We start from the raw sequence: 22,753 nt of genomic DNA on the forward strand, positions 1-22,753 counted from the left end.
AACAAATGGCTTATGAAGCAAGTGTGATAGAGCAAAAATGGCAAAAAATTTGGCAAGAAAGTGAAGCTTTTGAGCCAAAGGATGATTTTACTCTGCCTAAAAAATATATACTTTCTATGTTTCCATATCCTAGTGGGCGTATTCATATGGGGCATGTGAGAAATTATGCCATAGGAGATGCTTTAGCTAGGTATTATAGGAAAATGGGCTTTAATGTCTTGCATCCTATAGGCTTTGATAGCTTTGGTATGCCTGCTGAAAATGCTGCGATTAAGCACAAAATTCACCCTAAAACTTGGACTTATGAAAATATAGCCTATATGAAAAAAGAACTTTTTTCTTTGGGATTTTCTTTTTCTAAAAAGAGAATTTTGGCTACTTCTGACCCTATTTATACGAAATTTGAGCAAGAATTTTTCATTAAGATGTATGAAAAAGGCTTGATTTATACTAAAGAAGCTAGAGTGAATTGGTGTGAAAATGACCAAACCGTTTTAGCAAATGAGCAGGTTGAAGATGGTAAATGTTGGCGTTGTGGGCATGAAGTCGTGCAAAAGGTCATGCCCGGCTATTATGTTAAAATCACTGCTTATGCGGAGGAGCTTTTAAAAGAGCTTGAAAGCTTGAAGGGAAAATGGCCTACGCAAGTTTTAACAATGCAAGAAAATTGGATAGGGCGAAGTGAGGGCTTGGAATTTGCTTTTTGGCTCGATGAAGAAAGTTTTAAAAAGGCTGATGAAGCTAGTTTTGAGGTCTTTACCACAAGGGCTGATACTATTTATGGTGTTTCTTATGTGGCTTTAGCACCCGAGCATAAAATCGTGCAAAATTTACTTCGCAAAAGGCTTTTAGATGAAAAAATGATTAGTCAAATTCAAAAAATGCAAAATCAAAGCCCAAAAGAAAGGCAAAGTGCTGAAAAAGAGGGGTGCTTTTTAGGAATTTATGCTTTGCATCCTTTAACGAAAGAAAAAATTCCTGTATGGGTGGCAAATTTTGTTTTAGCGGATTATGGAAGTGGAGCTGTAATGGCTGTGCCAGCACATGATGAAAGAGATTTTGACTTTGCTAAAAAGTATGATTTAGCTATCAAACAGGTCATTGAGGCAATGACTTTACCTCATGCTCAAAAAGAGGGAAAGCTTTTAGAAAGTGCGGAATTTAGTGGCTTAGATTGTAATGAAGCTAGAGATAAAATCATAGAATTTTTTGAAAAAGAAAAGTTAGGGAAAAGAGTTATTAACTATAAAATTCGCGATTGGGGCGTTTCAAGGCAGAGATATTGGGGTGCGCCTGTGCCTATGGTAAGATGTGAAAAGTGTGGTATAGTGCCGCAAAAATTAGAAAATTTACCTATTTTATTACCTGATGATGTAGAAATTACAGGTGAGGGTAATCCTTTAGATAAGCATCCTACTTGGAAAGATTGTGTGTGTCCTAAGTGTGGAGGAAAGGCACAAAAAGAAAGTGATACTTTGGATACTTTTTTTGAAAGCTCTTGGTATTATGCGCGTTTTGCGAGTGATGAGAGGACTTGGCAGGAAGTTGGCATTGATAAAGAAAGTGTAAAATATTGGCTAGGTGTTGATGAATACATTGGTGGGATTGAGCACGCTATTTTGCATTTACTTTACGCGAGATTTTTTCAAAAGGCTTTAAGAGATCTTGGCTATTTGGAGGGTGATGAGCCTTTTACTAGGCTTTTGACTCAGGGCATGGTTTTAAAAAAAGGAATGAAGATGAGTAAGTCAAGAGGTAATGTTGTCGATCCTGATGATATTATTAAAAAATATGGTGCAGATACGGCTAGACTTTTCATACTTTTTGCCGCACCGCCTGTAAAAGAGCTTGAGTGGAATGATGATGCGTTAGAGGGTGCGTATCGTTTTATAGTGCGTCTTTATGATAGGGCTTTAAAGCTTGAAGGTGGAGCATTAGAAGAAATTTCACAAGTGGCTTTAAGTAAGGAAGAAAAATATGCAAGATTAAAAGTTTATGAAGCTTTGAAAAAATCGCAAGAAGTTTATACTAAAAGTTTTGCTTTTAACACCTTAATTGCTGCTTGTATGGAGGCTTTAAATGCTATTGGAGCTTGTAAAAATCAAGCTTTAGAAAGGGAGGCTTTTTATATACTCTTAAATATTTTAGAGCCTATTATCCCTCATATTTGCTTTGAATTAAGCGAAAAATTATTTCATTTTGAAAATTTCAAAAAGTTAGAATTAAAATCTGAAGTTTTTGTGAAAGATAGCTTGAATTTAGGTGTAAGCGTTAATGGTAAAAAACGCGCTGAAATCGAAGTTAGTGCTTCTTTAAAACAAGATGAGATTATTCAACTAGCTAAAGAAAAGGTCGCAAAATGGCTTGAGGGAAAAAGTGTGATTAAAGAAATTTATGTGCCAAATTCTCTTGTCAATTTGGTGGTCAAATGAAAATTTTAATTTCATTTATCACCCTTTTTATAGCCGCTTGTGGATATGTGCCGACTTCAAAACTTGCGAATAATATATTTGATGAAAAAGTTTATGTTAATGTTGAGCTTAGTCCTTATGATCCTAAAAATAGCATTTTTGTCGCTGATACCCTAAAGGAAATGGTCATCTCTAAACTTGGTAGAAAATTAGCCCTTAAGCACGAGGCTGATGATATTATCAATGTCTCGATGAATCATTTGGAATTTATCCCACTCATTTATGATAAAAATGGTTATGTGATTAAATATAAAGCTAGACTTAATTTAAATTTTTATGTGCTTTTTAAAGATGGCGGTGAAGAAAATTTTAATACAAGCGGAAGTTATAATTTTGATATTTCGCCCAATAGCATCATAAGTGATACTGCAAGGCAAATGGCTATAAGGGAAGCTTCAAAAGAGGCTTTCGATGAATTTATTTCTGTAATCGCAATTAGGGGTGCTAAAAATAATGATAAATATCAATGAATTAGCCAAAGAGACGCTTATAGCTCTCAAAGAAAGGGGGCTTAAGCCAACTCCTGAAAATTATAGTGAAATTTTCGAAGAGCTTTCTCAAAAAAGAGGCTTTAAAAGTGCAAGTAAGGCAAAGATAGAAAAATATCAAGCCTTGCTTTTGCCGCATTTTCAAAGTGAGCTTATGAAAAAGCCTATTCGCACTTTGGAGGAGTTTATTAGCTTTTTGATTTCTGTATTAAATCGTCAAAGTGGTAAGCAATTTAGCGAATTTTTTGAGCTTTTAAGCACGATTTCTAAAGCTTTGCAAGTCAGCAAAGATAAGAAAATCAAGGACCTAGCTAAAATCACATCGATAAGAATTTCTAAAACGATGGATAGTGAGAGTATTTATTTGCTTGATAAAAAATGGAAGGAATTAGAACGCATTTATGAAGATGAAGGCGTGGATAAAGAGCTTCGCTCTTTAAATATTGGTCGTTATGATGATTATGAGCTTATAATCAAAAAGCTTGTTGAAAAGCTAAATCAAAGAACCTTCGAGCGTTTTGCCGAACTTATTGCAATGTGTCTAAATCCAAGCTTAGTTGAAGACTTAAAAATTCAGGGTTTTGTTGCAAATTTAAATTCTAAGCCTAGCATTTTAAACGAGACAAATTTTAAAAATGAACTTGGCGAATTTGTGAATAGACGCATTGTTGTTGATAATATGTATGTGCAAAAAAATCTTAATTTTTTCGATGAAAATCTTAAAAAAATTAATGAGCTTTATCTTCTTTTAAGTAAGCAAAATAAGCAAAATTTAGATTTTGTCGATGGACTTTACCCTGATGAAAAAGGCGAGGTAAAACTTAGCTTTGAAGATTTAAAAGCTAAATTTAGTGAGTTAAATGAAAAAATTTCAAGCCTTAATTCACAAATTCAATTTGCACAAAATTTAGAAGAGAGAGAAAGCTGGAGTGTCGTAAAAGAACTTGAAAAGCTTGATGAAAATTTTATAAAATACAAGGTCAATTACTCTTTAGCACTTTTTAGAATTAGCAATTACCGCTTCATAATGGAAAAGTATGGAATGGGGAATTTAAATGAGATTTTTGTCAGATTTAAGAAAATTTTAAAAGAAAGTTGTGGGGACTTTGATGAGCTATGGATGATGGATGAAAAAAGTTATCTTATCATAGCTCCCGGAAGAGATAAAGCGGAAATTGCAAATTTGGTGGAGCAAAATTTAAAAACTATTGAAAATTTTAGATTTATTTATAAGCAAGATGTGATACGCCCTAAAATTAGCGTTTCTTTTATGGATAAAGCAAGTAAGCCTGAAGCGTGTATTTTGGAAGAATTGTCAAAGCAAATGAACGATGAGCTTGAGTGAATTTTTAGCAAAAAAGGGTGAATTTTATAGTAAAATAGACCCCTTTGTCGCTTTTAGAATTTTGGAAAAATATCAAAAATATTTTAAAATGCCACCCATTATTCACATTGTCGGCACTAATGGCAAGGGTAGCACAGGGCGTTTTTTAGCCCAACTTTTAGAAATTTTAGGTTATGAAGTGGGACATTATAGCAGCCCACATTTATTTGATTTTAAAGAGAGATTTTACCTTAAAAAAGGTATAGTTGATGAGGATTTACTCGAAAAAACGCATCAAAAATTAAGTCTTATTTTGCAAGAGGATTTGGAAAAATTAAGCTATTTCGAATACGCCACTTTTTTAGCCGCTTTGCTTTTTGAAAAATGCGATTTTATCATTTTTGAAGCGGGACTTGGTGGGGAGTATGATGCAACTTCTGTTTTTAAGAAGCGTTTAAGTATTTTTACGCAAATTGATTATGACCACGAGCAGTTTTTAGGAAATACTTTAGAAAAAATCGCAAGAACGAAATTGAAAACTATGGCAAAAAAAGCCTTAATTAGCACAAATCAAAATGAAAGTATTCTTAAAATGGCTCAAAAAATCGCCCTTTTAAAGGGAGCTAAATTGTGTGTTTTGAGAGATTTAAGTCCTGATTTGCTGGAAAATTTAGAGCTTTATAAAAATAAATTTAAATTGCCTCTTTTTTTGGAAAATAATCTTAAACTTGCCTTAAAAGCTTGCGAAATTTTACTTTCAAAATCGCAGACAATCAAAGCTTTGCAAAATTTAACTAGCTTAAATTTGAGGGGACGCCTTGAAAAATTAAAGGAAAATCTTTATATTGATGTGGGGCACAATGTCTTAGCAGCTAGAGCTTTGTGTGAATATTTTAAAGGCGAAAAATTGGAAATTGTTTATAATAGCTTTTTAGATAAAAAAATTTTTGAAATTTTAAAAATATTAAAGCCTATCAGTGCTAAAATTATGGTTTTTAAATGTGAAAATGAAACTAGAGCTTTGGCAAATGAGCAAATTTTTGACCTTTGCGAAAAGCTTAATATAAAATGTGAAGAATTTAAAGAGCTTGATAAAGATAAAAAAACTCTTGTTTTTGGCTCTTTTATCTTAGTGGAAAAGTTTTTAAAGGATTATGGTGCTTAAAAATAAATTTACCATTACCATTTCGGATATTAATGGTTCAAGACATTTTTATCTTAATCAAATTATTAAAAAAATTGTCTTATATATTATCGCTTTTGTGTTTTTATTTTTAATCTCTAGCGGTTTTTATATTAAATATTTAGATAGTAAAGTCGATGCGTTAGATGCCAAAAGAGAAGAATTGCTTAAGAAAAGCAAGGAACTTGAAACGCTTAATATGACAATGCAACAAAGTCTCGATGAAAAAGCTGCACAATATGCCGTTATAGAGGATAAAATCGCTTCTTTTGAAGAGGCTTTAGGGCTTGAAAATGAAAATAATCTTACTATTAGTGCAAGACTTGAAAATCTTAATCTTACAAATGACCAGCAACAAGGCATTTTAAATCAAATTCCAAATGGCTGGCCTATTACTAATAAGGGCGTTACTGGTAAATTTGGCTGGAGAGAACATCCTATTTTAAAACGCAAGGAATTTCATCCAGGCATTGATCTAGCTGCAAGCATTGGCACGCCTATTTATGCACCGGCTAGTGGGGTGGTTGAGTTTTCAGGATATAGTAATAATGGCTATGGTTATAATGTCATTTTACTTCATAATTTTGGCTTTAAGAGCGTTTTTGCGCATATGATGCGTAAAGATGTGGTTAAGGCAGGAGATTTTGTCAATAAGGGGGATTTGATAGGTTATACTGGTAATACGGGGCTTTCGACTGGTCCGCATTTACACTATGAAGTGCGTTTTATCAATAAAACCTTAGAACCTTTATATTTTCTCAATCTCAAAAGAAAAAATATGAACGAATTTTTTAATCAAGAAAGGAGAGTTCCATGGCAATCTTTAATAAAGGCAGTGTCAGCCCAGCAAATCCAAGCTCGGAAACAACAGTAATTTCATCTGGTGCTAAAATTGAGGGTAAGTTTTATTTCGCTTCTATGCTTCATGTTGATGGGGAGTTAAATGGCATTATCCATTCAGAAAGCATAGTTGTCATCGGTAAAAATGGAAATTTAAAAGGCGAATTAAAATCCGATAAAATAGTCGTCAATGGCGTTTTTGAGGGTGAGCTTGAGGCAAATAGTCTTGAAATCTTAGCGGGTGGATTTGTAAGCGGAAATATAGTCATTAAAGAAATTTCCATAGAAAGCGGAGGGCGTTTTAATGGTAGTTCTAAGATTAAAGAAGATGAGCCTGTGAGAATGATAGAAAATACCATTGATTAATGCAAGCGTCTTTTTTTGAATATCTCAAAAAGGGTAATTTTTGCGAATTATTACTTTGTGAAAATGAAAAAGAAGCAGACTTACTTGCCCAAGTAAGTGCCTTTTTTGGGATAAAAACTTTCGTTTTGCCCGATTTTAGGGCGGAATTTGGCGATGACTTACGCGCTTTTTCTAAAGAGCTTTTTGAGCTTTGTAAGGTTTTAAACGCCTATCATAAAGAAAACACTCAAAAAATTCTCATCTCCCCTCTAGCAAGTGTTCTTAAAAAACTTCCATCAAAAAGGCATTTGCAAGGCTTTATATTGGATAAAACCAAGCCTTTTAATGTGGAGCTTTTAAAAGATGAATTTTTGCGTTTGGGTTATGAATTTGTCGATATGGTGCAAGATAAGGGAGAGCTTTCTTTAAGGGGAGAGGTGCTTGATATTTTTTGTATTAATGAAGAAAATCCTGTGCGAATTTTGTTTTTTGGAGAAGAAATTGAAAGCATAAGATATTTTGATTTAGCCACGCAAAAATCTATCCCAAGTGAGCTTGACAAGCTTGAAATTTGCCCATTTTTGAGCCATTTTTCTAAAAGTGCTTATGAGGAATTTGAGGAAAAGTTGGAAGGCTTTGAAAGTAAGGCTTTGATTAAGGATATTAATTCTTTGGGTTTTTGGTGCGTTGATGATTTTGAGGATTATTTAAAGCTTGATTTTAAAAGTATTAAAAAATTTGACGCAAGCTTTGAAAATGTTGATTTTATTAATGCAAGAATTTTACCAGAAGCTAGTATTTATAGAGATTTACAAAGCATTTATAATCAAGACTTTTTCGCCTTACATCAAAATAAAAAAATTACCATTTTAGCACAAAATGAAGCCCTTTTTAAGCAGCTTGAGCTTGATATGTCAAATATTATTTTTAAACAAAGCACTTTAAGGCTTAATGTTATTAGTAGTGATGAGATTATACTTTCTTTAAATAAAAAAGATAAAAAAAGGCAAAAACGCAAGGCAAATTTAATTTTAGATGAGCTTAAAATTGGTGATTTTATCGTGCATGAAGATTATGGAGTGGGAAAATTTTTAGGGCTTGAATTGCTAAATATTTCGGGTGCTAAAAAGGAATTTGTTGCACTTTCATATCAAAATAATGATAAATTACTCTTACCTGTGGAAAATCTTTATATGATTGATAAATATTTGGGCGTTGGGGGTGCTATACCCTTACTTGATAAACTTGGAAAAAGCACCTTTATTAAGCTAAAAGAAAGGCTTAAAACCAAGCTTTTAGCCCTTGCTTCGCAAATCATTGCTATGGCGGCAAAAAGGGCACTCATTAAGCCCAAAAAAATAATGATTGACCTAGAGGCACAAGCAAATTTCGTCCAAAGGGCGGGGTTTTCTTACACGGAAGATCAAGTTAAGGCTTGTGAGGATATTTTGGAGGATTTTAAAAGCTCTAGGGTTATGGATAGGCTTTTAAGCGGAGATGTGGGTTTTGGTAAAACAGAAGTAGCGATGAACGCCATTTTTCCTGTGTTAAAAAGTGGCTTTAGTGTCTTTTTTTTCGTGCCAACCACGCTTTTATCGCACCAGCATTATCAAAGTCTTAAAAAGCGTTTTGAGGAATTTGACCTTAAAGTTTTTAAGCTTGATCGCTTTACAAGTGCTAAAGAAAAAAAATATTTGCTAGAAGAGCTTAAAAATAATACGCCTTGTGTCGTTGTCGGCACACATGCGCTTTTGAGCGTTGAGTGTGAAAATGTCGCTTTGGTGATTATCGATGAGGAGCATAAATTTGGCGTTAAGCAAAAAGAAAAACTTAAGGAATTTTCGCAAAATTCCCATCTTCTTTCAATGTCTGCTACGCCTATACCAAGAAGCTTAAATCAAGCTTTAAGCTCCATTAAATCTTATAGCATTTTACAAACCCCACCAGAAGATAGGCTTGATGTAAGAAGTTTTGTAAGAGAAAGCGAGGACGCACTTCTTAAAGAGGCTATTTTAAGAGAGCTTAGAAGGGGTGGGCAAATTTTTTATATTCATAATCATATCGCAAGCATTAAGCAGTGTGAAAAACACCTAAAAAGCCTTTTTAAAGACTTAAGAATTCTCATTTTACATTCTAAAATAGACGCTAAAACCACAGAAGAAGAGATGCTTAAATTTGAAAATAAGGCTTATGATTTACTTTTATGCACCTCTATAGTGGAGAGCGGGATAGACCTGCCCAATGTCAATACTATCATCATTGAAAAAAGTGAGCGTTTTGGAATGGCTGATTTACATCAGCTTAGAGGAAGAGTCGGTAGAAGTAATAAGCAGGGTTATTGTTATTTTTTAGTGGAGGATAAGGCAAATTTGAGCGAGGCGGCGTTAAAAAGGCTTGTTTCTTTGGAGAGTAATTCTTTTCTTGGGGCGGGTTCTTTACTGGCTTATCACGACCTTGAGATAAGAGGGGGTGGGAATTTGCTAGGGCTTGACCAAAGCGGACATATAGAGCAAATTGGTTATAGCCTTTATCTTAAAATGCTTGAAGATGAGTTAAATGCCTTAAGTAAAAATGAAAGCGTGTCTGAAAATAAGCTTGAATTAAAGCTTAATATCAACGCCTTTTTAAATCCTGAGCTTATTAACGAAGATAGCTTAAGACTAGAGCTTTATCGCCGTCTTAGCAAGTGTGAGGATAATTCTAGGCTTTATGAGATTGAAGCGGAAATTGAGGATAGATTTGGCAAACTTGATGTTTATACTAAGCAATTTCTAGCACTCATTCGCATTAAAATTCTAGCCAGTGGGAAATTTAAGGCGATTAGCAATTATATGCAAAATATCCAGCTTATTAAAATAAATGATGAAAAAGAAGTCATCAAGGCTAAAAGCAAAGATGAAGATGATATTTTAGAGGCTATTTTGGTATATTTAAGAAAGTCTTAATGATGAATTCGGCAGAAATTTTTAAAAAACTTTTAAGTTTTGATTTGAAATGGCAGGATTTTGACTGGCTTGAGGGCAGGGGGCTTAACGAATTTGAGCTTTTAATTTCTGTAATTTTGACGCAAAATACAAATTGGAATAATGTTTTAAAAGCCCTAGAAAACTGCAAAAAAGCCCAAATTTCAACTTTAAATCAAGTGGTAAATTTAGATAGCAAAGCCTTAGCAGAACTTATAAAGCCAAGTGGTTTTTACAATACTAAGGCTAAGAGATTAAAGGGCTTGGCGGAGGCTATTTTGCAGGAATTTGATAATATGAAAAGCTTTAAAGAAAATGTAAGTAGAGAGTGGCTTTTAGGCATTAAGGGGCTTGGATATGAGAGTGTAGATGGGATATTAAATTATCTTTGCAAACGAGAAATTTTAGTCGTGGATAATTACACTTACCGCTTGGCTTTGCATTTGGGCTACGAGTTAGAAAATTATGAGGATTTAAGAGAATTTTTTCAAAATGGTATCGAGCAAGAGAGACGGAATTTATGTCAAATTTTAGGAAGAAAATACGAGCTTTACGAGCTTTATCAAATTTATCACGCTTTAATCATAGCCTTTGGTAAAGTAGCTTTTAGAGGCAAAAAGTTAAGTGAGAAGGGTGAGGACTGGATAAAGTCTTTAAAAATGCTTTAATCATCATATTCACGCCTTAAAATCGTGCCGTTAAAGTCTATGATGATTTCGAAATTATTGTAAAATTTGATTTTATAATAATTAATTTTGCGTTCAATTTCTTTAATTGCATTTTCTTTAAATTCATTTTTTAAAATGCTAGCGATGTGAGGCGGTAACACTTCATAGCTTATCGCCGTGCCTCTTGCTTCGATTTCTTTCCACTCGCCACTTATATCAAATTCAAGCTCCGTGCCGTCATTTAATGCTATTTCATAAACATCATCATCTTTTTGTGCTAAGCTAACTTGGGCTTTGAAATTTTTTTGCAAAAATTCTTTTATGGTATTTGGTAAATTTTGAGGAGAAAGTATGATATCAGCTTTTAAATTTAAAAAAAGTGTTAAAATAAGAATTATAATTTTCATTAATTTTCCTTAGAATTTAAGGAAAATTATAGTGCTTTTGAGTGAATTTTATGTGAAATTTGAGAAAATAATATATTTTAAAGGAGTTATAGGGTGATAACTTGGGCTTTAATCATCTTAAACGGGCTTATTTTTATCTTGCAAACTTGGTTTTTTGATACGGATCTTTTTGATTTGTATTTTTCTCTTAATCTTTTATTTTTTAAGGAAAATTTTTTATGGCAGCCTTTAAGCTCTATGTTTTTACACGGAAATTTCACTCATCTTGTGCTTAATATGATAGTGCTTTTTAGCTTTGGTAGGATTTTAGAAAGCTATATGGGAAGTGTGAAATTTGCTTTGCTTTATTTTGTTGGGGGGCTTATAACCTCGCTTTTGAGTGCTTTTTATCTACTTTTTGCTTTTGAATTTTGGGGGCAAAAAATTTTTTTAGTGGGAGCAAGTGGGGCGATTTGCGTTTTGATGGGCTTTTATGCTTTTTTGGATAAAACTAGCACAAAAGGGCTTGTGGTGGCTATTTTATTGATGAGCTTTTTACCTTTGTTTATGGGGATTAATGTGGCTTGGTATGGGCATATTTTTGGTTTTATTAGCGGTTATATTTTGGCATTTTTAAGGAGAAAAAGATGAAAAAAATTTATATTTTAAGACACGCAAAAGCAGAAAAAGAAATCAAAATAGATGATTTTAGCAGAAAGCTTACAAAAAAGGGAAAAGATGAGTTAAAAATCCTCTTGCAAAGACTGCAAAAATATGAGATTAAGTGGGATAGAATTTATGCTTCTCCTGCTTTTAGGACTAAAAAAACTGCAAAAATAATAGCAAAAAATTATGCTTATGATAAAAAAGAAATTGACCTAATCGCTGCATTTTATGAAGCAGATGAAATGTGGCTTTTTGCTTTTTTAAAGAATTTAGATGAGGGTGTGGAAAATGTGCTTTTGGTAGGGCATAATCCTGCCCTTTTAAAGCTTTGTGAGCTTTTAAGCCCTCTTTGTTTGCACTCTTTTCCTACCTCTTCTATGCTTTGCCTTGAGTGTGAGAGCTTTAAGGATTTAAAAGAGCATAGTGCAAAGCTTGTATTTTTCGAGCATATCAAGCCACTTAAGGAGAATTAGACTTAAGGAATAATTAACTCTTAATTAAAATTTTTTAAGTAAGATTAAGAAATTTTATTAAAAGGAGAAAAGATGAAAAAAATATTTTTCTTAATGTTTGCTTTAGCGAGTTTTTTGTTTGCGGCTGTGAATTTAAATACTGCTACGCTTGAAGAATTAAAAAGCTTAAAAGGCATAGGAGAAACCAAGGCGAGAGCGATTTTAGATTATAGAAAAGAACAAAATTTCACAAGTATAGAAGAGCTTAAAAAGGTTAAGGGTATAGGCGAAAAAACTTTTGAAGAATTAAAAGATTCTATCGTTGTGGAGTAGTTTTATTAGGCTGTGATTTTGGTAAGCTTTTACCAAAATCTATATTTATATTTTCTTTCTTTCATAAATTTTTCTTAATTTAGTATCAAGTTTATAACAAAATTCAAACAAGGCTGGCACGACAAGTAGGGTTAAAAGTGTGGAGCTAACAAGCCCGAAAATAATGGTTATTGCCATAGGTGCGTTTGCTTCGTAACCACTGCCCCTTGAAAGTGCGAGTGGTAACATCGCAAAAATCATTGCAAAACTTGTCATTAAAATGGCACGAAGTCTCATTTTTCCAGCTTTTATCAAGGCTTCATCGACACTTAAACCTTGATGAGTTTGTTTATTTGCCACATCAACAAGCAAAATAGCATTTTTCCCCACCATACCAAAAAGCAAAATAATGGCAATAAGCACAAATAAAGAAAAATTATGCCCCGTGATAAACAGCCCCACACAAGCCCCACCAAAGGCTAGAGGCATTGTTATCATAATGATAAGCGGTAAAATAAGACTTTCATAAAGTGCGGCTAAAACAAGATAAATCAGTATCATTCCCAAAAATATCGCAAAAGCAAAACCCTGAATTGTTTCACTTAGTAGATTAATAAAGCCTGAAAAAGCGTAACTTAGGCTTTTATCCTGTCCTAAAATTGCGTCCATATGCTCCAAAAGTAGGCTCTTAACCGCACCTAAAGAAATGTCATTAGTTGCGGCTGTGATTTTGACACTGCGATTTTTATTATAATGATAAATGTTTTTTAGGTCTTCATTATAGACAAAATCCACCACGCTTAAAAGCTCTAAATTTTCGCCTTGGTTATTTTTAATACTAATTTTTTCTAGGGCTTTAATATCCTTTTTAAAAGCCTCATCAAAGCTTAAAATAATGTCATCTTTGAAATTTCCCCTATCCATACTTCCTACCACAAGTTCCCCAAAAGAATAGCTCAAAACCCCCGCTATATATTTAGGATCGACATTTAAAAGTTTGGCTTTTTCTTTGTTGATTCTAAGGCTCACTTCGGCTTTTTTAAGGTTGGCATTGTCATTAATATCCACAATTCTCTTTTCTTTTTGCAATACTTCTTTTGCCCTTAAGGTCGCCATTTCAAGGCTTTTTAAATCTTCTCCTAAAATTAAAAACTGCACAGGATCATCAATCCCAGCGCCGTCAATCTTAGGCAGTTCTAAAATTTTGATATTCAAACTTTCATCTTTAAATTTACTGCGGTAAAGACTGACAATTTCATTTTGTCTAAGCTTTCTTTCTCCAAGTGGCTTTAATTTGACATAAATTTTAGCTCTAGTGGCGTCCTTTGCGTCCTCATAGCCTACAAGCAAAAAGGCGTAAGCGACATTTTCATCTTTTTGAATTTCACTAAGAAGCTGAAGCCCTTTTTCCTTCATCGCCTCTAGGCTTAAGTCTTTTTTGCTTTGAGCTAAAATTTGAATTTCGCTATCATCTTCCATAGGTAAAAAGTCAAGTCCTATTTTCAAGGCTAAAGCAAAGCTAATGATGATAAAAGCGAAGCTTATGAGTATGAATTTGCCTTTATTTTTTAAAATTTTATAAAGCAAATTTTCATAAAAAAGCTCCATTTTTGTGAAAAACACTTCGCTTTTTTGGTAAAAAGCACTTTGTTTAGGGTTTAAAAACCTAGCACTGAGTGAGGGTATTAGCAAAATGGACACAAAAAAGCTAATTACTATCCCAGAAGCTACGCTAATGCCAAGCGTATTAAAAAACAAGCCCGGAATCGTATCCATATAAGAAATAGGCACAAAAACGCATAGCAAAACAACGCTAATGCTAAGCACCGAAAAGCCTATTTCGCTAATGCCAAGATAAGCCGCCTCTAAAGCGGGATATTCTTTTAATTTTTTAGCGATATTTTCTATCACAACTATGGCATCATCGATGAAAATTCCTATACTTAAAGTAAGAGCGATAAAGGTGAGGCGGTTTAAGTCATAGCCTAGCAAGTCTATAATGAAAAAGGTTGAAATAATCGAACTTGGGATAGCGATACAAGCGATTAAAGTCGCGCTTAAATTGCGTAAAAATAAAAAAACGATGATTATAGTTAAAAATACACCTAAAATCATATCAAAAATTACGCTAGAAAGGTGTTTGTGGATATTTAAACTCTTATCATAAACAATGCTAAATTCGATATTTTCAAAGTTATTTTGTAAGACAGGCAGGGCTTTTTTAACATTAGCAATCATTTCTAAGGTATTAAAATTTGCTATCTTTCCTAGCTCTAAAAGCACTCCATTACCCTCATAAAAAGCCACTTGTTTAGCATCTTCGTAAAGATAAGAAAGCGTCGCTATATCCTTTAAGAAAACGCCCGGCATTATCCTTAGCTCTTTAAGTTCATTTAAAGAATTTGCTTCAAAATAACCCTTTAAAATGTAATTTTGCTTGTCGTTTTCAAGCTGTCCTAGTGCTTGTTTAAAATTTTGATTTTGTATGAGAGTGGCTACTTCTAAGGCATTTAAGTGGTATTTTCTTAGCTCATTTGGATTTAATTCTATGCGAATTTGAGGCTCTTTGTAGCCTATGGTTTCTATTTTACCGACCCCGTCTATTCTTTGTAAAAAGGGCTTGATTTTATCCTTAATGCTTTGCATTAAATAAAGCTCATCTTTACTTTTTAAAAAAAGTGAAATAGAAGTGCCAGAGTCAGAAGACACCTTTTCTATTTCAGGCTTTACGCTAAGAGTAAGGGTGCCGATTTTATCCCTTACATCATTAGCGGCGACTTCTAAATCCTTGCTTAATTTAAACTCGACCATAGTAACGCTAAAATTATCATAAGCTACCGAGTTAATCGTCTTTACCCCATCTATCTCACTAATGGCGTTTTCGATTTCTTTTGTGATTTTAGACTCTACGAAATTTAAATCCCCGCTTATTTTTGTGGTGATTTTCACAAGAGGGATACTCACATTTGGGAATAAATTGACATTCATATTAAAGGCGGAAAGCAAACCAAAAATCACTAAGGCTAAAAAGAGCATTAAAACGCTTATGGGTCGGTTAATGGCTAGTTTATACATTTAATCCTCTATGATGATTTGACCCTCGCCAAAGAGTCCGGGCTTTAAATCCTTAGCATAAACTTCGGCGTAAATTTTTCTTGTCTTAGGCTCTATGCTAGGGTAGATAAGGGCTATTTTGCCTTCTCTTTGTTTTTGTTCCCCGTCAATTTTATAGAGGAATTTTTGTCCAAGCTTGACCCTATCTTTAAATTTCTCATCAAAGCTTAAAATAAGCTTTACATCAGGATAAGAAAAAATTTCAATCAAAACACGCCCCACGCCTCCCACGCCCTCGCCAACTTGTATGAATTTATTTGCAATTATCCCATCATAAGGGGCGACTAGCCTTTTTTTCTCAAGGATATTTTCATAATAGGCAATGTTTAATTTTGCCTTTTCAAGTCTTAATCTAGCACCATTAAAAGCACTTTGTATATCCTCAAAGCTCTGTTTGTCAATTACCTCACGCACGGCTTTAAATTTTTGCATTTTGCTTTGTGCATTTTGAAATTCTACTAGGGCTAGAGCGTGGTCGTTTTTAGCATTTTGAAGGGCTATTTTTTCGCTTTTGCTATCAAGACTTAGGATTAAATCGCCTTTTTTAACATTTTGCGAAACCTCGACAAAAATTTGCTCTACTACACCCACACTTTCAAGGACTAATCGACTTTGCATTTTAGCCTCGACATTAAAACTCGCATAAAGCTCCTCCGCCCTCACAAAAGAAAGGCTAAATAAAAAAAGAAGCCAAATTTGTTTCATTGTATTTCCTTACTTAAGTCAAATCCTGCGGTAAAATAATAATTTGCCTTAGTGATTTCAAACTCATTTTTAGCAAGCTCTAAATCACTCATTGCTTTAAATTTAAGCTCTAAGGCTTGTAAATATTCTACATAAGAGCAAAGTCCAGCACTATATTTTTTATTGACACTTTCAAAAGCCAAATTCGCTGCGTTTAGACTATATTTTAATGCCTCAATTTGCTCTTTTAAGACGGCTAAATTTTTCTTTAAATAGCTTAATTCTTCTTCATTTTGTCTTTTAAGCAACTCATAATTTGCTCTTTGAATTTGCAAAGCCAAACGCTTATTTTCAAGCTCTTTATTTCTCGTGCCAAAATCAAAAATTTTCCACTCCAAGCCTAGCATAATTTGATTTGCCGTTCCACTTTCGCTAAACATTGCTGAGGCTAAGTTTTGATAGGGGGTGGGGAGTTTTGGATTGTGATGATTATCATAAAAACTCAAATGATTTTGCACGAAAAATTTAGGAAAAAACTCCGCTCTAGCAGCCTTTACTCCCTCGTTTGCTAAGTCAATTTGTTCTCTAGCCTTTAAAACTTTAGCGTTTTGACTTTGCGTTTTTTGTGGCTCTTTTAGCCTTGCTTTTCCTTGTGGAGTGAAAGTTCTTGCTGTAAGGATGAAAAGCTCTTTTTTGATATTTTCTAGCTTTAAAATTCTTTGAGAAAGCTCTAAAGAAGCCAAGTGAAACTTCGCCCTAATGCTTTCTAATTCATCTTTAGCACTAAGTCCAGCATTATAAAAGCTTTCAAGTCTTGTTAAGCTTTGCTTTAAAAAGGTCTTTTTTTGCTCTCCAGCTTTGATTAATTCTTCAAGGCTAAGGTAGTTAAAATAAAGCGTAGCCGCATTTAAAGCAAGGAGGTTTTTTTGCTCTTTTTCATCAAGCCTTGCTAGAATTTCTTGTAATTTTAAGCTTTTAATATGTGCTTCTCTCTTGCCTCCGTCATACAGTAAGAAATTTAAGCTAAGTCTTGAAAAAAGGCTTTCATTAGGCTCTGTAAGTGCGCGGTCTTTGTTATTTGCTATGTAACCAGAACTAAGGCTTAAATTTGGCAGATACGCCCTAAAAGCCGCATCTTTTTGTGCTACACTTTGCAGCGTTTGAAGCTCTTTAATAAGATAGCTTTCATTATGCAAACTAAGCTCTATAAGCTCATTTAAATTTGAGGCTTTTAAAAAAAGTGGCGTTAGGATTAAAACTAGGCATTTATTAATTTTTTTCATAATTTATTATAATACGCTTTAAATAAATTTTTCTTTTAATGGAATTTTGCGATGAAAAATGTAATGATATTAAGCGGTGCAGGACTTAGCGCACCAAGTGGCTTAAAGACTTTTAGAGACAATGACGGACTTTGGGAGGAGTATGATGTAATGGAGGTTTGCTCTGCTTCAGGTTTTAGAAAAAATCCTCAAAAAGTTTTAGATTTTTATGACCTTCGCCGTGCAAGTCTTGCTAGGGTTAAGCCAAATTATGCACATTTTGCTCTAGCAAAGCTTAAGGCTAAATTCCCTCACAATATCTTTATGCTAACGCAAAATGTCGATGATTTACTTGAACGCGCAAATTGCGAGGGCGTGATACACCTACACGGCTTTTTACCAGAGCTTCGTTGCTTAAAATGTAAAAAAGTTTTTAACATAGGCTATGAAAGCATACAAAATAAAACTTGCCCATCTTGTCAAAGTGCCAATTTAAGGCATAATATCGTAATGTTTGAAGAGCAAGCGCCCGAGTATCAAAGGCTTTACGAGCTCTTAGAGCAAACGCATTTATTTATAGCCATAGGCACGAGTGGGGTGGTTTTACCTGTGGGGCATTATGCAAAGATGTGTGAAAAAAGCATTTTAAATTTGCTTGAGAGTGATGAGGGCTTGGAGGCTTGTTTTACTAAGGTGTATAAAGAGGATATTTTAAGTGCTGTGGATAAAATTATTTTAGATGTAGAGGAGTTTTTAAGTGTTTAAAAGTTTATTAGACGGCATTTTGCTAGGCATTGGTGTGGCTGTGCCTTTTGGACCTGTGAATTTGCTTACGCTTTCTTATGCACTCGTTTCTTTTAGAAGTGCCTTTTTTGTAGGATTTGGGGCTTTAATGGGAGATGTATTTTATTTAACTTTGTTAAATTTTGGACTTTTACATTTTTTAAATCAAACTTGGTTTTTAAAGATTTTAGCGATTTTTGGTTTTTGCTTTTTTACTTATATTGCCTTTTTGACACTTAGAAAAAAGCCAGAAAATTTGGAAATTCAAAAAAGTAAAATTGATAAATCTTACGCAAAAAGCTTTTTAAAGGGCTTGTTTTTAAATCTTTTAAATCCCTATGTCATAGGCTTTTGGCTTTCTTTTGCCTCTCTTAGTGTGAGTAATCAATATCCCATAGCCTTAACGCTAGGGCTTGTGAGTTTCATTTTTATTTGGATTTTGGCTTTGCCGTTTTTTGTGGGGAAATTCAGCCATTTATTTAAGGCGAAAGTGATATACTATATCAATGTTTTTTCAGCTTTGATTATAGAATATTTTGCTCTAAATTTACTTTATAAAACTTTTTGGGGATAGAAAATGAACGCTAAGGAATTTTTAATCGAACTTTTGAAATTTAAATCCATCACGCCAAATGATGACGGAGCGTTAAATTTCATCGCTTTAGAGCTTGAGGACTTTGAGGCTTTTTTCATCGAAAAAGAGGGGGTTAAAAACCTACTTTTAACTAAGAAATTTAACGATGAGGGCGAGCATTTAGCCTTTGGAGGGCATATTGATGTCGTGCCTAGTGGAGAGGGCTGGGAAAATGAGCCTTTTGAGCCTGTGGAAAAAGAGGGTTTTATCTATGCAAGGGGTTCGCAAGATATGAAAAGTGGGGTTGCTGCCTTTGTGAGTGCTGTAAAAAATGCCAATTTTAAAGGCTCTCGTCTTTCTTTGCTGCTTACAAGTGATGAAGAGGGCGAGGCGAAATATGGCACTTTGGAGCTTTTAAAATTTATGGAGGAGAAAAATATGCTTCCTGGTTACGCCATAGTCGCAGAGCCTACTTGTGTGAAAAGCTTTGGCGATAGCATTAAAATAGGCAGACGCGGTTCAATTAATGGCAAACTTTTAATTAGAGGTAAGCAAGGGCACGCCGCCTATCCTGAAAAAGCTATTAATCCCATCCACGACTTTGCACCTGTTTTGAAATTTTTAGCAGGATTTGACCTAGACCCCGGAAGTGCTGAATTTGCACCCTCTAAAATCGTCCTAACCGACATAAGGGCAGGGCTTGGTGTGAGTAATGTAACGCCAAATGATTTAAGATTAATGCTTAATGTTAGAAATTCTAACGATACAAGCGTTGAAGATGTGCGAAATTATATAGAAAAGCTTTGCCACGGGCTTAATTATGAGCTTTTTCTTACACAAAGCTCCAAGCCTTTTTTAACGGACGCAAATAGCAAAATCGTGCAAAAGCTTAATCAAAGCGTGCAAAAAATAAGTGGCGTTGTGCCTGAGCTTAATACCAAAGGCGGCACGAGCGATGCACGCTTTTTTGCGGAATTTGGCGTGAATGTGGCGGAATTTGGCGTGAGAAATGACACGATTCACGCGGTTAATGAAAGGGTGAGTGTGGAGGATTTTGAAAAGCTTTGTTTGGTTTTTAAAGATTTGGTGGAGAATTTTTAATGCAAATTTTAGAAGAGTATCAAAACAAACTTTTAGAAATTTATAAAACAAAAGATTTTGGTGAGCATTCTTTTCGCACACCGCTTGAAAATTTGCTAAATGCACTTAAGATTGAAAATGTCAAAATCATACAAGAAGCTTTAAGCAAAGATGAAAAAGGCGTAGCTAGGGCGGATTTTAAAATTTATAAACACATCAATTCTAAAGATAAGTTAAGCTATAACGCTCTTGTTGGCTTTGTAGAGTGTAAAAATATCGATGTAGATTTAAACAAAGAGCTTAAAAGCAGGCAATTAAGTCGTTATTCTCAACTTTGTCCCAACATACTTTTAACAAATTATAGGCAATTTATCCTGCTTTCTTTTGATAGGGCGGTTAAGGTTTGTGAGCTTTTTGATGAAAATTTAAATCCTACGCTTTTTAGTGAAAATGAAAAGCAAATTTTCTTAAGCCTTATAAGCGATTTTTATGGGGAAAATCACGCTAATATTAAGAGTAAGGCTGAGCTTATTAAGGTTTTATCAAGCCAGAGTTTTTATCTTAGCACGACCTTAAAAGAGGCTTACGACACAAAAGAAAATAAAGAAAATGAAAGGTTTTTTGAATTTTTTAAACGCACTTACGAGAGCTTTTTGGCTATACAAAGATATGGTTTTGATGAATTTGATTTTTGTGATTTAATCGCTCAAAGCGTGATTTATGGGCTTTTTGTTTCTTTTGTGGAAAATAAGGAGTTTGCTTTTAACGAAGATGAAACGCAAAATTTCATCTCTTATTTACCTAAGAATTTTAAAACCTTAAGTGAGCTTGTTTATTTTAGTTTGCCAAATTTTGATTTGCCAGAGCAGGTTAAGCAAGTGCTTAAAAATATACAAAAAACCATAGCCTTGCTTGACAAGCCTACTATGGCGAAATTTTTGAATTTAGAACTAGAGCAAATCGCTATTTATCTTTATGAGGATTTTATTAAAGCTTATGATGAGTTAAAAGGCACACAAAAGCGTAAAGAAGGGGGCGTTTTCTACACGCCAAAAAGCGTTGTGAAAATGATAGTTTCAAGCCTAGACGAGCTTTTAAAAAGCAAATTTAACAAAACGGGTTTTAATGATAAAAGCGTTAAGGTGCTTGACTTTGCCACTGGCACGGGGAGCTTTTTAGCCTTTGTATGTGAGAAAATCCTAGAACAGCAACACAGCCTTTCTCAAAATGAAAGCTTTAAACAAGCCACGCAAAACGAAGCCATTAAAAACAAATTTTTAGAGGACATTTACGGCTTTGAGCTTTCTTTCGTGCCTTATATAGTCGCACGGCTTAAGCTTATGCAGATTTTGAAAAAAAAAGGTTATGATAAGGTTAATGAAGCAGATTTTCAAATTTATCTTAATAATACCTTGGATTTAAGTAACCAAGCACACTATGAACTTAAGATACCTCTTTTCTATCTTGATGCGGAGTGGAAAAAGGCTAGAGATGTCAAGCACGATAAAAATCTCCTTGTGATTTTAGGAAACCCCCCTTACAATGCTAAGAGTAAAAATAAAGATGAGACGATTTTAAAATTTTTAGAGACTTACAAAAAGAACTTAAACGAGACAAATATCCAGCCCTTATATAATGACTACATTAAATTTATACGCTTTTCGCAGTGGAAGCTTTTAGAGCAGGGCAGTAGCACAGGCTTAATGGGCTTTATCATACCAAATTCTTTCTTAGACGGACGCATACACCGTAATATGAGAGAGAGCTTATATAAAAGCTTTGATGAAATTTATATCTTAAATTTACACGGTAGCGATAAGGACGCTAAAAATGATGAAAATGTCTTTGATATTAAAATAGGCGTTTGCATTAGCTTGTTTATCAAGTATAAAAATGAGCCAAGCAAGGGTGCTACAATTTTCTACGCCTCCACAGCACAAAAAGGCATTTTCAAAAGAGCGGAAAAATATGCCCTTTTAGATGATATTTCACAAAGGGGCTTAAATTCCATTAAGTGGGAAGAATTAAGCCCAAATGAGCCTTATTTTTGGTTTGTGCCAAAAAGCTTTGAAAGTGAAGAATATGAAGACTTTTGGGCTTTAGCGGGGGATAAGGCTTTGGGAGATAAAAGAGCTATTTTTGGAATTTATAGTAGTGGGATAGCAACTGAAAGAGATAATATAGCCATACAGCTTAATGAAAGGGCTATGAGGCAGGTTTTAGAAGATTTAAAAATACTAAAAAAAGATGAAATTTTACAAAAATATAGACTTAAAAATTTAGATGAAACTATCATTTCTAAAACTTTAGCAGAATATGAAGCTAAAGATAACCCCGCCCGTATCACTAAGATAGCCTACCGACCCTTTGATACACAATACACGCTTTATTCTAGTAGGCAAGGATTTTTAGGACGCCCACGATTTGAGACTATGCAATATTTTTTAAGTAAGAAAAATTTAGGTTTATGTTTTGAAAAAGGTATAAATGCTAGTAATGTAGCTTTTGTGAGCAATAAGATTATGGATGGACATCATATAGGAAGTAGAACTTACATAACTCCCCTTTATCTCTATGATATTAATGGAAAAACTTCAAATTTCACGCCAGAATTTTTAGCCTATAAAGCAAAACATAAAATTTTAAAAGATAAAAACGAGGAGCAAATTCTAGCCTTTATCTATGCGAATTTATATAATCCAAAATATAGAAGCAAGTATTTAGAATACCTTAAAATCGGCTTTCCAAAAGTGAGCTTTGAAGTAAGTGTAAAAGAATTTGAGCGTTTTGAAAAGCTAGGAAGTGAGCTTATAAAACTTCACTTAATGCAAGAAATCCCCCAAGATGAAATCGACTTCATCTTTTTAAAAGAAAGCAAAAAGCCTAATTTTAAAATAGCAAAATACCAAGAAAAAGAGCGTTTTGTAGAAAATAAAATCATATTAAACGAAGACTTAGCTATAAGTCCTATTGGTGCTGAAATTTGGAATTACACCATAGGAGGTTATCAGGTTTTAAAGCAGTGGCTAAAGTATAGAAAAGATTATGTTTGCACCAAAGAGGAGCTAGAACACTTACTTAAAATTTGCAAAATTCTTAAAAAAACCATAGAAATTCAAGGAAAGCTTAGTGAAATTTAAAAGCTGTTATTTAAGTGA

Annotated in this window: 19 protein-coding genes; 15 read left to right on the forward strand and 4 right to left on the reverse strand. The window is 33.9% G+C overall.

Annotated elements, in window-relative coordinates; translation table 11 throughout:
* Positions 1-5 precede the first annotated feature (5 nt).
* From leuS to EL158_RS03050, 8 genes are read left to right on the forward strand one after another with little or no spacing between them, the layout of a single operon-like run.
* The gene (leuS, locus tag EL158_RS03015) at positions 6-2,432 is read left to right on the forward strand and encodes a leucine--tRNA ligase (protein WP_027304332.1); all 2,427 of its coding nucleotides are present in this window, start codon (positions 6-8) and stop codon (positions 2,430-2,432) included.
* Complete coding sequence (lptE, locus tag EL158_RS03020; protein WP_027304331.1) at positions 2,429-2,941, forward strand: LPS assembly lipoprotein LptE; 513 nt, start codon at positions 2,429-2,431, stop codon at positions 2,939-2,941. Before leuS ends, lptE begins: the two co-directional genes overlap by 4 nt.
* Positions 2,922-4,304, forward strand: a complete 1,383-nt coding sequence (locus tag EL158_RS03025; protein ID WP_027304330.1) for a hypothetical protein — start codon at positions 2,922-2,924, stop codon at positions 4,302-4,304. The genes lptE and EL158_RS03025 overlap by 20 nt, the downstream gene beginning before the upstream one ends.
* The gene (locus EL158_RS03030) at positions 4,291-5,448 is read left to right on the forward strand and encodes a Mur ligase family protein (RefSeq protein ID WP_027304329.1); all 1,158 of its coding nucleotides are present in this window, start codon (positions 4,291-4,293) and stop codon (positions 5,446-5,448) included. Before EL158_RS03025 ends, EL158_RS03030 begins: the two co-directional genes overlap by 14 nt.
* The gene (gene pgp4, locus EL158_RS03035) at positions 5,441-6,340 is read left to right on the forward strand and encodes a peptidoglycan metallopeptidase Pgp4 (RefSeq protein ID WP_027304328.1); all 900 of its coding nucleotides are present in this window, start codon (positions 5,441-5,443) and stop codon (positions 6,338-6,340) included. The genes EL158_RS03030 and pgp4 overlap by 8 nt, the downstream gene beginning before the upstream one ends.
* Entirely contained in the window at positions 6,280-6,672 is a 393-nt protein-coding gene (locus tag EL158_RS03040) for a bactofilin family protein (protein WP_004277066.1), read from the forward strand. Before pgp4 ends, EL158_RS03040 begins: the two co-directional genes overlap by 61 nt.
* Complete coding sequence (mfd, locus tag EL158_RS03045; RefSeq protein ID WP_027304327.1) at positions 6,672-9,596, forward strand: transcription-repair coupling factor; 2,925 nt, start codon at positions 6,672-6,674, stop codon at positions 9,594-9,596. Before EL158_RS03040 ends, mfd begins: the two co-directional genes overlap by 1 nt.
* 2 nt (positions 9,597-9,598) lie before the next feature.
* Positions 9,599-10,282, forward strand: coding sequence for a 3-methyladenine DNA glycosylase (locus EL158_RS03050; protein ID WP_027304326.1), 684 nt, complete (start codon positions 9,599-9,601; stop codon positions 10,280-10,282).
* Here EL158_RS03050 and EL158_RS03055 read toward each other — a convergent pair.
* Entirely contained in the window at positions 10,279-10,689 is a 411-nt protein-coding gene (locus EL158_RS03055) for a PepSY-like domain-containing protein (protein WP_027304325.1), read from the reverse strand. The genes EL158_RS03050 and EL158_RS03055 overlap by 4 nt on opposite strands.
* A gap of 93 nt (positions 10,690-10,782) precedes the next feature.
* Here EL158_RS03055 and EL158_RS03060 point away from each other — a divergent pair, with 93 nt between their 5' ends.
* The 3 genes from EL158_RS03060 (at position 10,783) to EL158_RS03070 (ending at position 12,119) form a co-directional block, all read left to right on the forward strand.
* Positions 10,783-11,319 (forward strand): rhomboid family intramembrane serine protease, encoded by a 537-nt coding sequence (locus EL158_RS03060; RefSeq protein WP_027304324.1) that lies wholly within the window; start codon positions 10,783-10,785, stop codon positions 11,317-11,319.
* The gene (gene sixA / locus EL158_RS03065; RefSeq protein WP_027304323.1) at positions 11,316-11,807 is read left to right on the forward strand and encodes a phosphohistidine phosphatase SixA; all 492 of its coding nucleotides are present in this window, start codon (positions 11,316-11,318) and stop codon (positions 11,805-11,807) included. Before EL158_RS03060 ends, sixA begins: the two co-directional genes overlap by 4 nt.
* Before the next feature lie 72 nt (positions 11,808-11,879).
* Positions 11,880-12,119, forward strand: coding sequence for a ComEA family DNA-binding protein (locus tag EL158_RS03070; RefSeq protein ID WP_004277072.1), 240 nt, complete (start codon positions 11,880-11,882; stop codon positions 12,117-12,119).
* Positions 12,120-12,164: 45 nt separating this feature from the next.
* Here EL158_RS03070 and EL158_RS03075 read toward each other — a convergent pair whose 3' ends face one another.
* The 3 genes from EL158_RS03075 to EL158_RS03085 are packed head-to-tail and all read right to left on the reverse strand — an operon-like array spanning position 12,165 to position 17,179.
* Positions 12,165-15,173, reverse strand: coding sequence for an efflux RND transporter permease subunit (locus EL158_RS03075; RefSeq protein WP_027304322.1), 3,009 nt, complete (start codon positions 15,171-15,173; stop codon positions 12,165-12,167).
* Complete coding sequence (locus tag EL158_RS03080) at positions 15,174-15,917, reverse strand: efflux RND transporter periplasmic adaptor subunit (RefSeq protein ID WP_027304321.1); 744 nt, start codon at positions 15,915-15,917, stop codon at positions 15,174-15,176.
* On the reverse strand, positions 15,914-17,179 hold the full coding sequence (locus EL158_RS03085) for a TolC family protein (RefSeq protein WP_027304320.1): 1,266 nt from the start codon (positions 17,177-17,179) through the stop codon (positions 15,914-15,916). Before EL158_RS03085 ends, EL158_RS03080 begins: the two co-directional genes overlap by 4 nt.
* Positions 17,180-17,230: 51 nt before the next feature.
* Here EL158_RS03085 and EL158_RS03090 point away from each other — a divergent pair, with 51 nt between their 5' ends.
* The 4 genes from EL158_RS03090 to EL158_RS03105 are packed head-to-tail and all read left to right on the forward strand — an operon-like array spanning position 17,231 to position 22,735.
* Positions 17,231-17,923, forward strand: coding sequence for an SIR2 family NAD-dependent protein deacylase (locus EL158_RS03090; RefSeq protein WP_027304319.1), 693 nt, complete (start codon positions 17,231-17,233; stop codon positions 17,921-17,923).
* A complete protein-coding gene (locus tag EL158_RS03095) occupies positions 17,916-18,515 on the forward strand; it encodes a LysE family transporter (protein WP_027304318.1) in 600 nt (199 codons plus the stop codon). The genes EL158_RS03090 and EL158_RS03095 overlap by 8 nt, the downstream gene beginning before the upstream one ends.
* Before the next feature lie 3 nt (positions 18,516-18,518).
* Positions 18,519-19,616 (forward strand): succinyl-diaminopimelate desuccinylase, encoded by a 1,098-nt coding sequence (gene dapE, locus EL158_RS03100; protein ID WP_027304317.1) that lies wholly within the window; start codon positions 18,519-18,521, stop codon positions 19,614-19,616.
* Positions 19,616-22,735 carry a type ISP restriction/modification enzyme gene (locus tag EL158_RS03105; protein WP_027304316.1) on the forward strand — a complete coding sequence of 1,040 codons (3,120 nt, stop codon included), beginning with the start codon at positions 19,616-19,618 and terminating at the stop codon, positions 22,733-22,735. Before dapE ends, EL158_RS03105 begins: the two co-directional genes overlap by 1 nt.
* Positions 22,736-22,753: the final 18 nt, after the last annotated feature.

The sequence above is a fragment of the Campylobacter upsaliensis genome (assembly GCF_900637395.1).
GTDB lineage: Bacteria > Campylobacterota > Campylobacteria > Campylobacterales > Campylobacteraceae > Campylobacter_D > Campylobacter_D upsaliensis.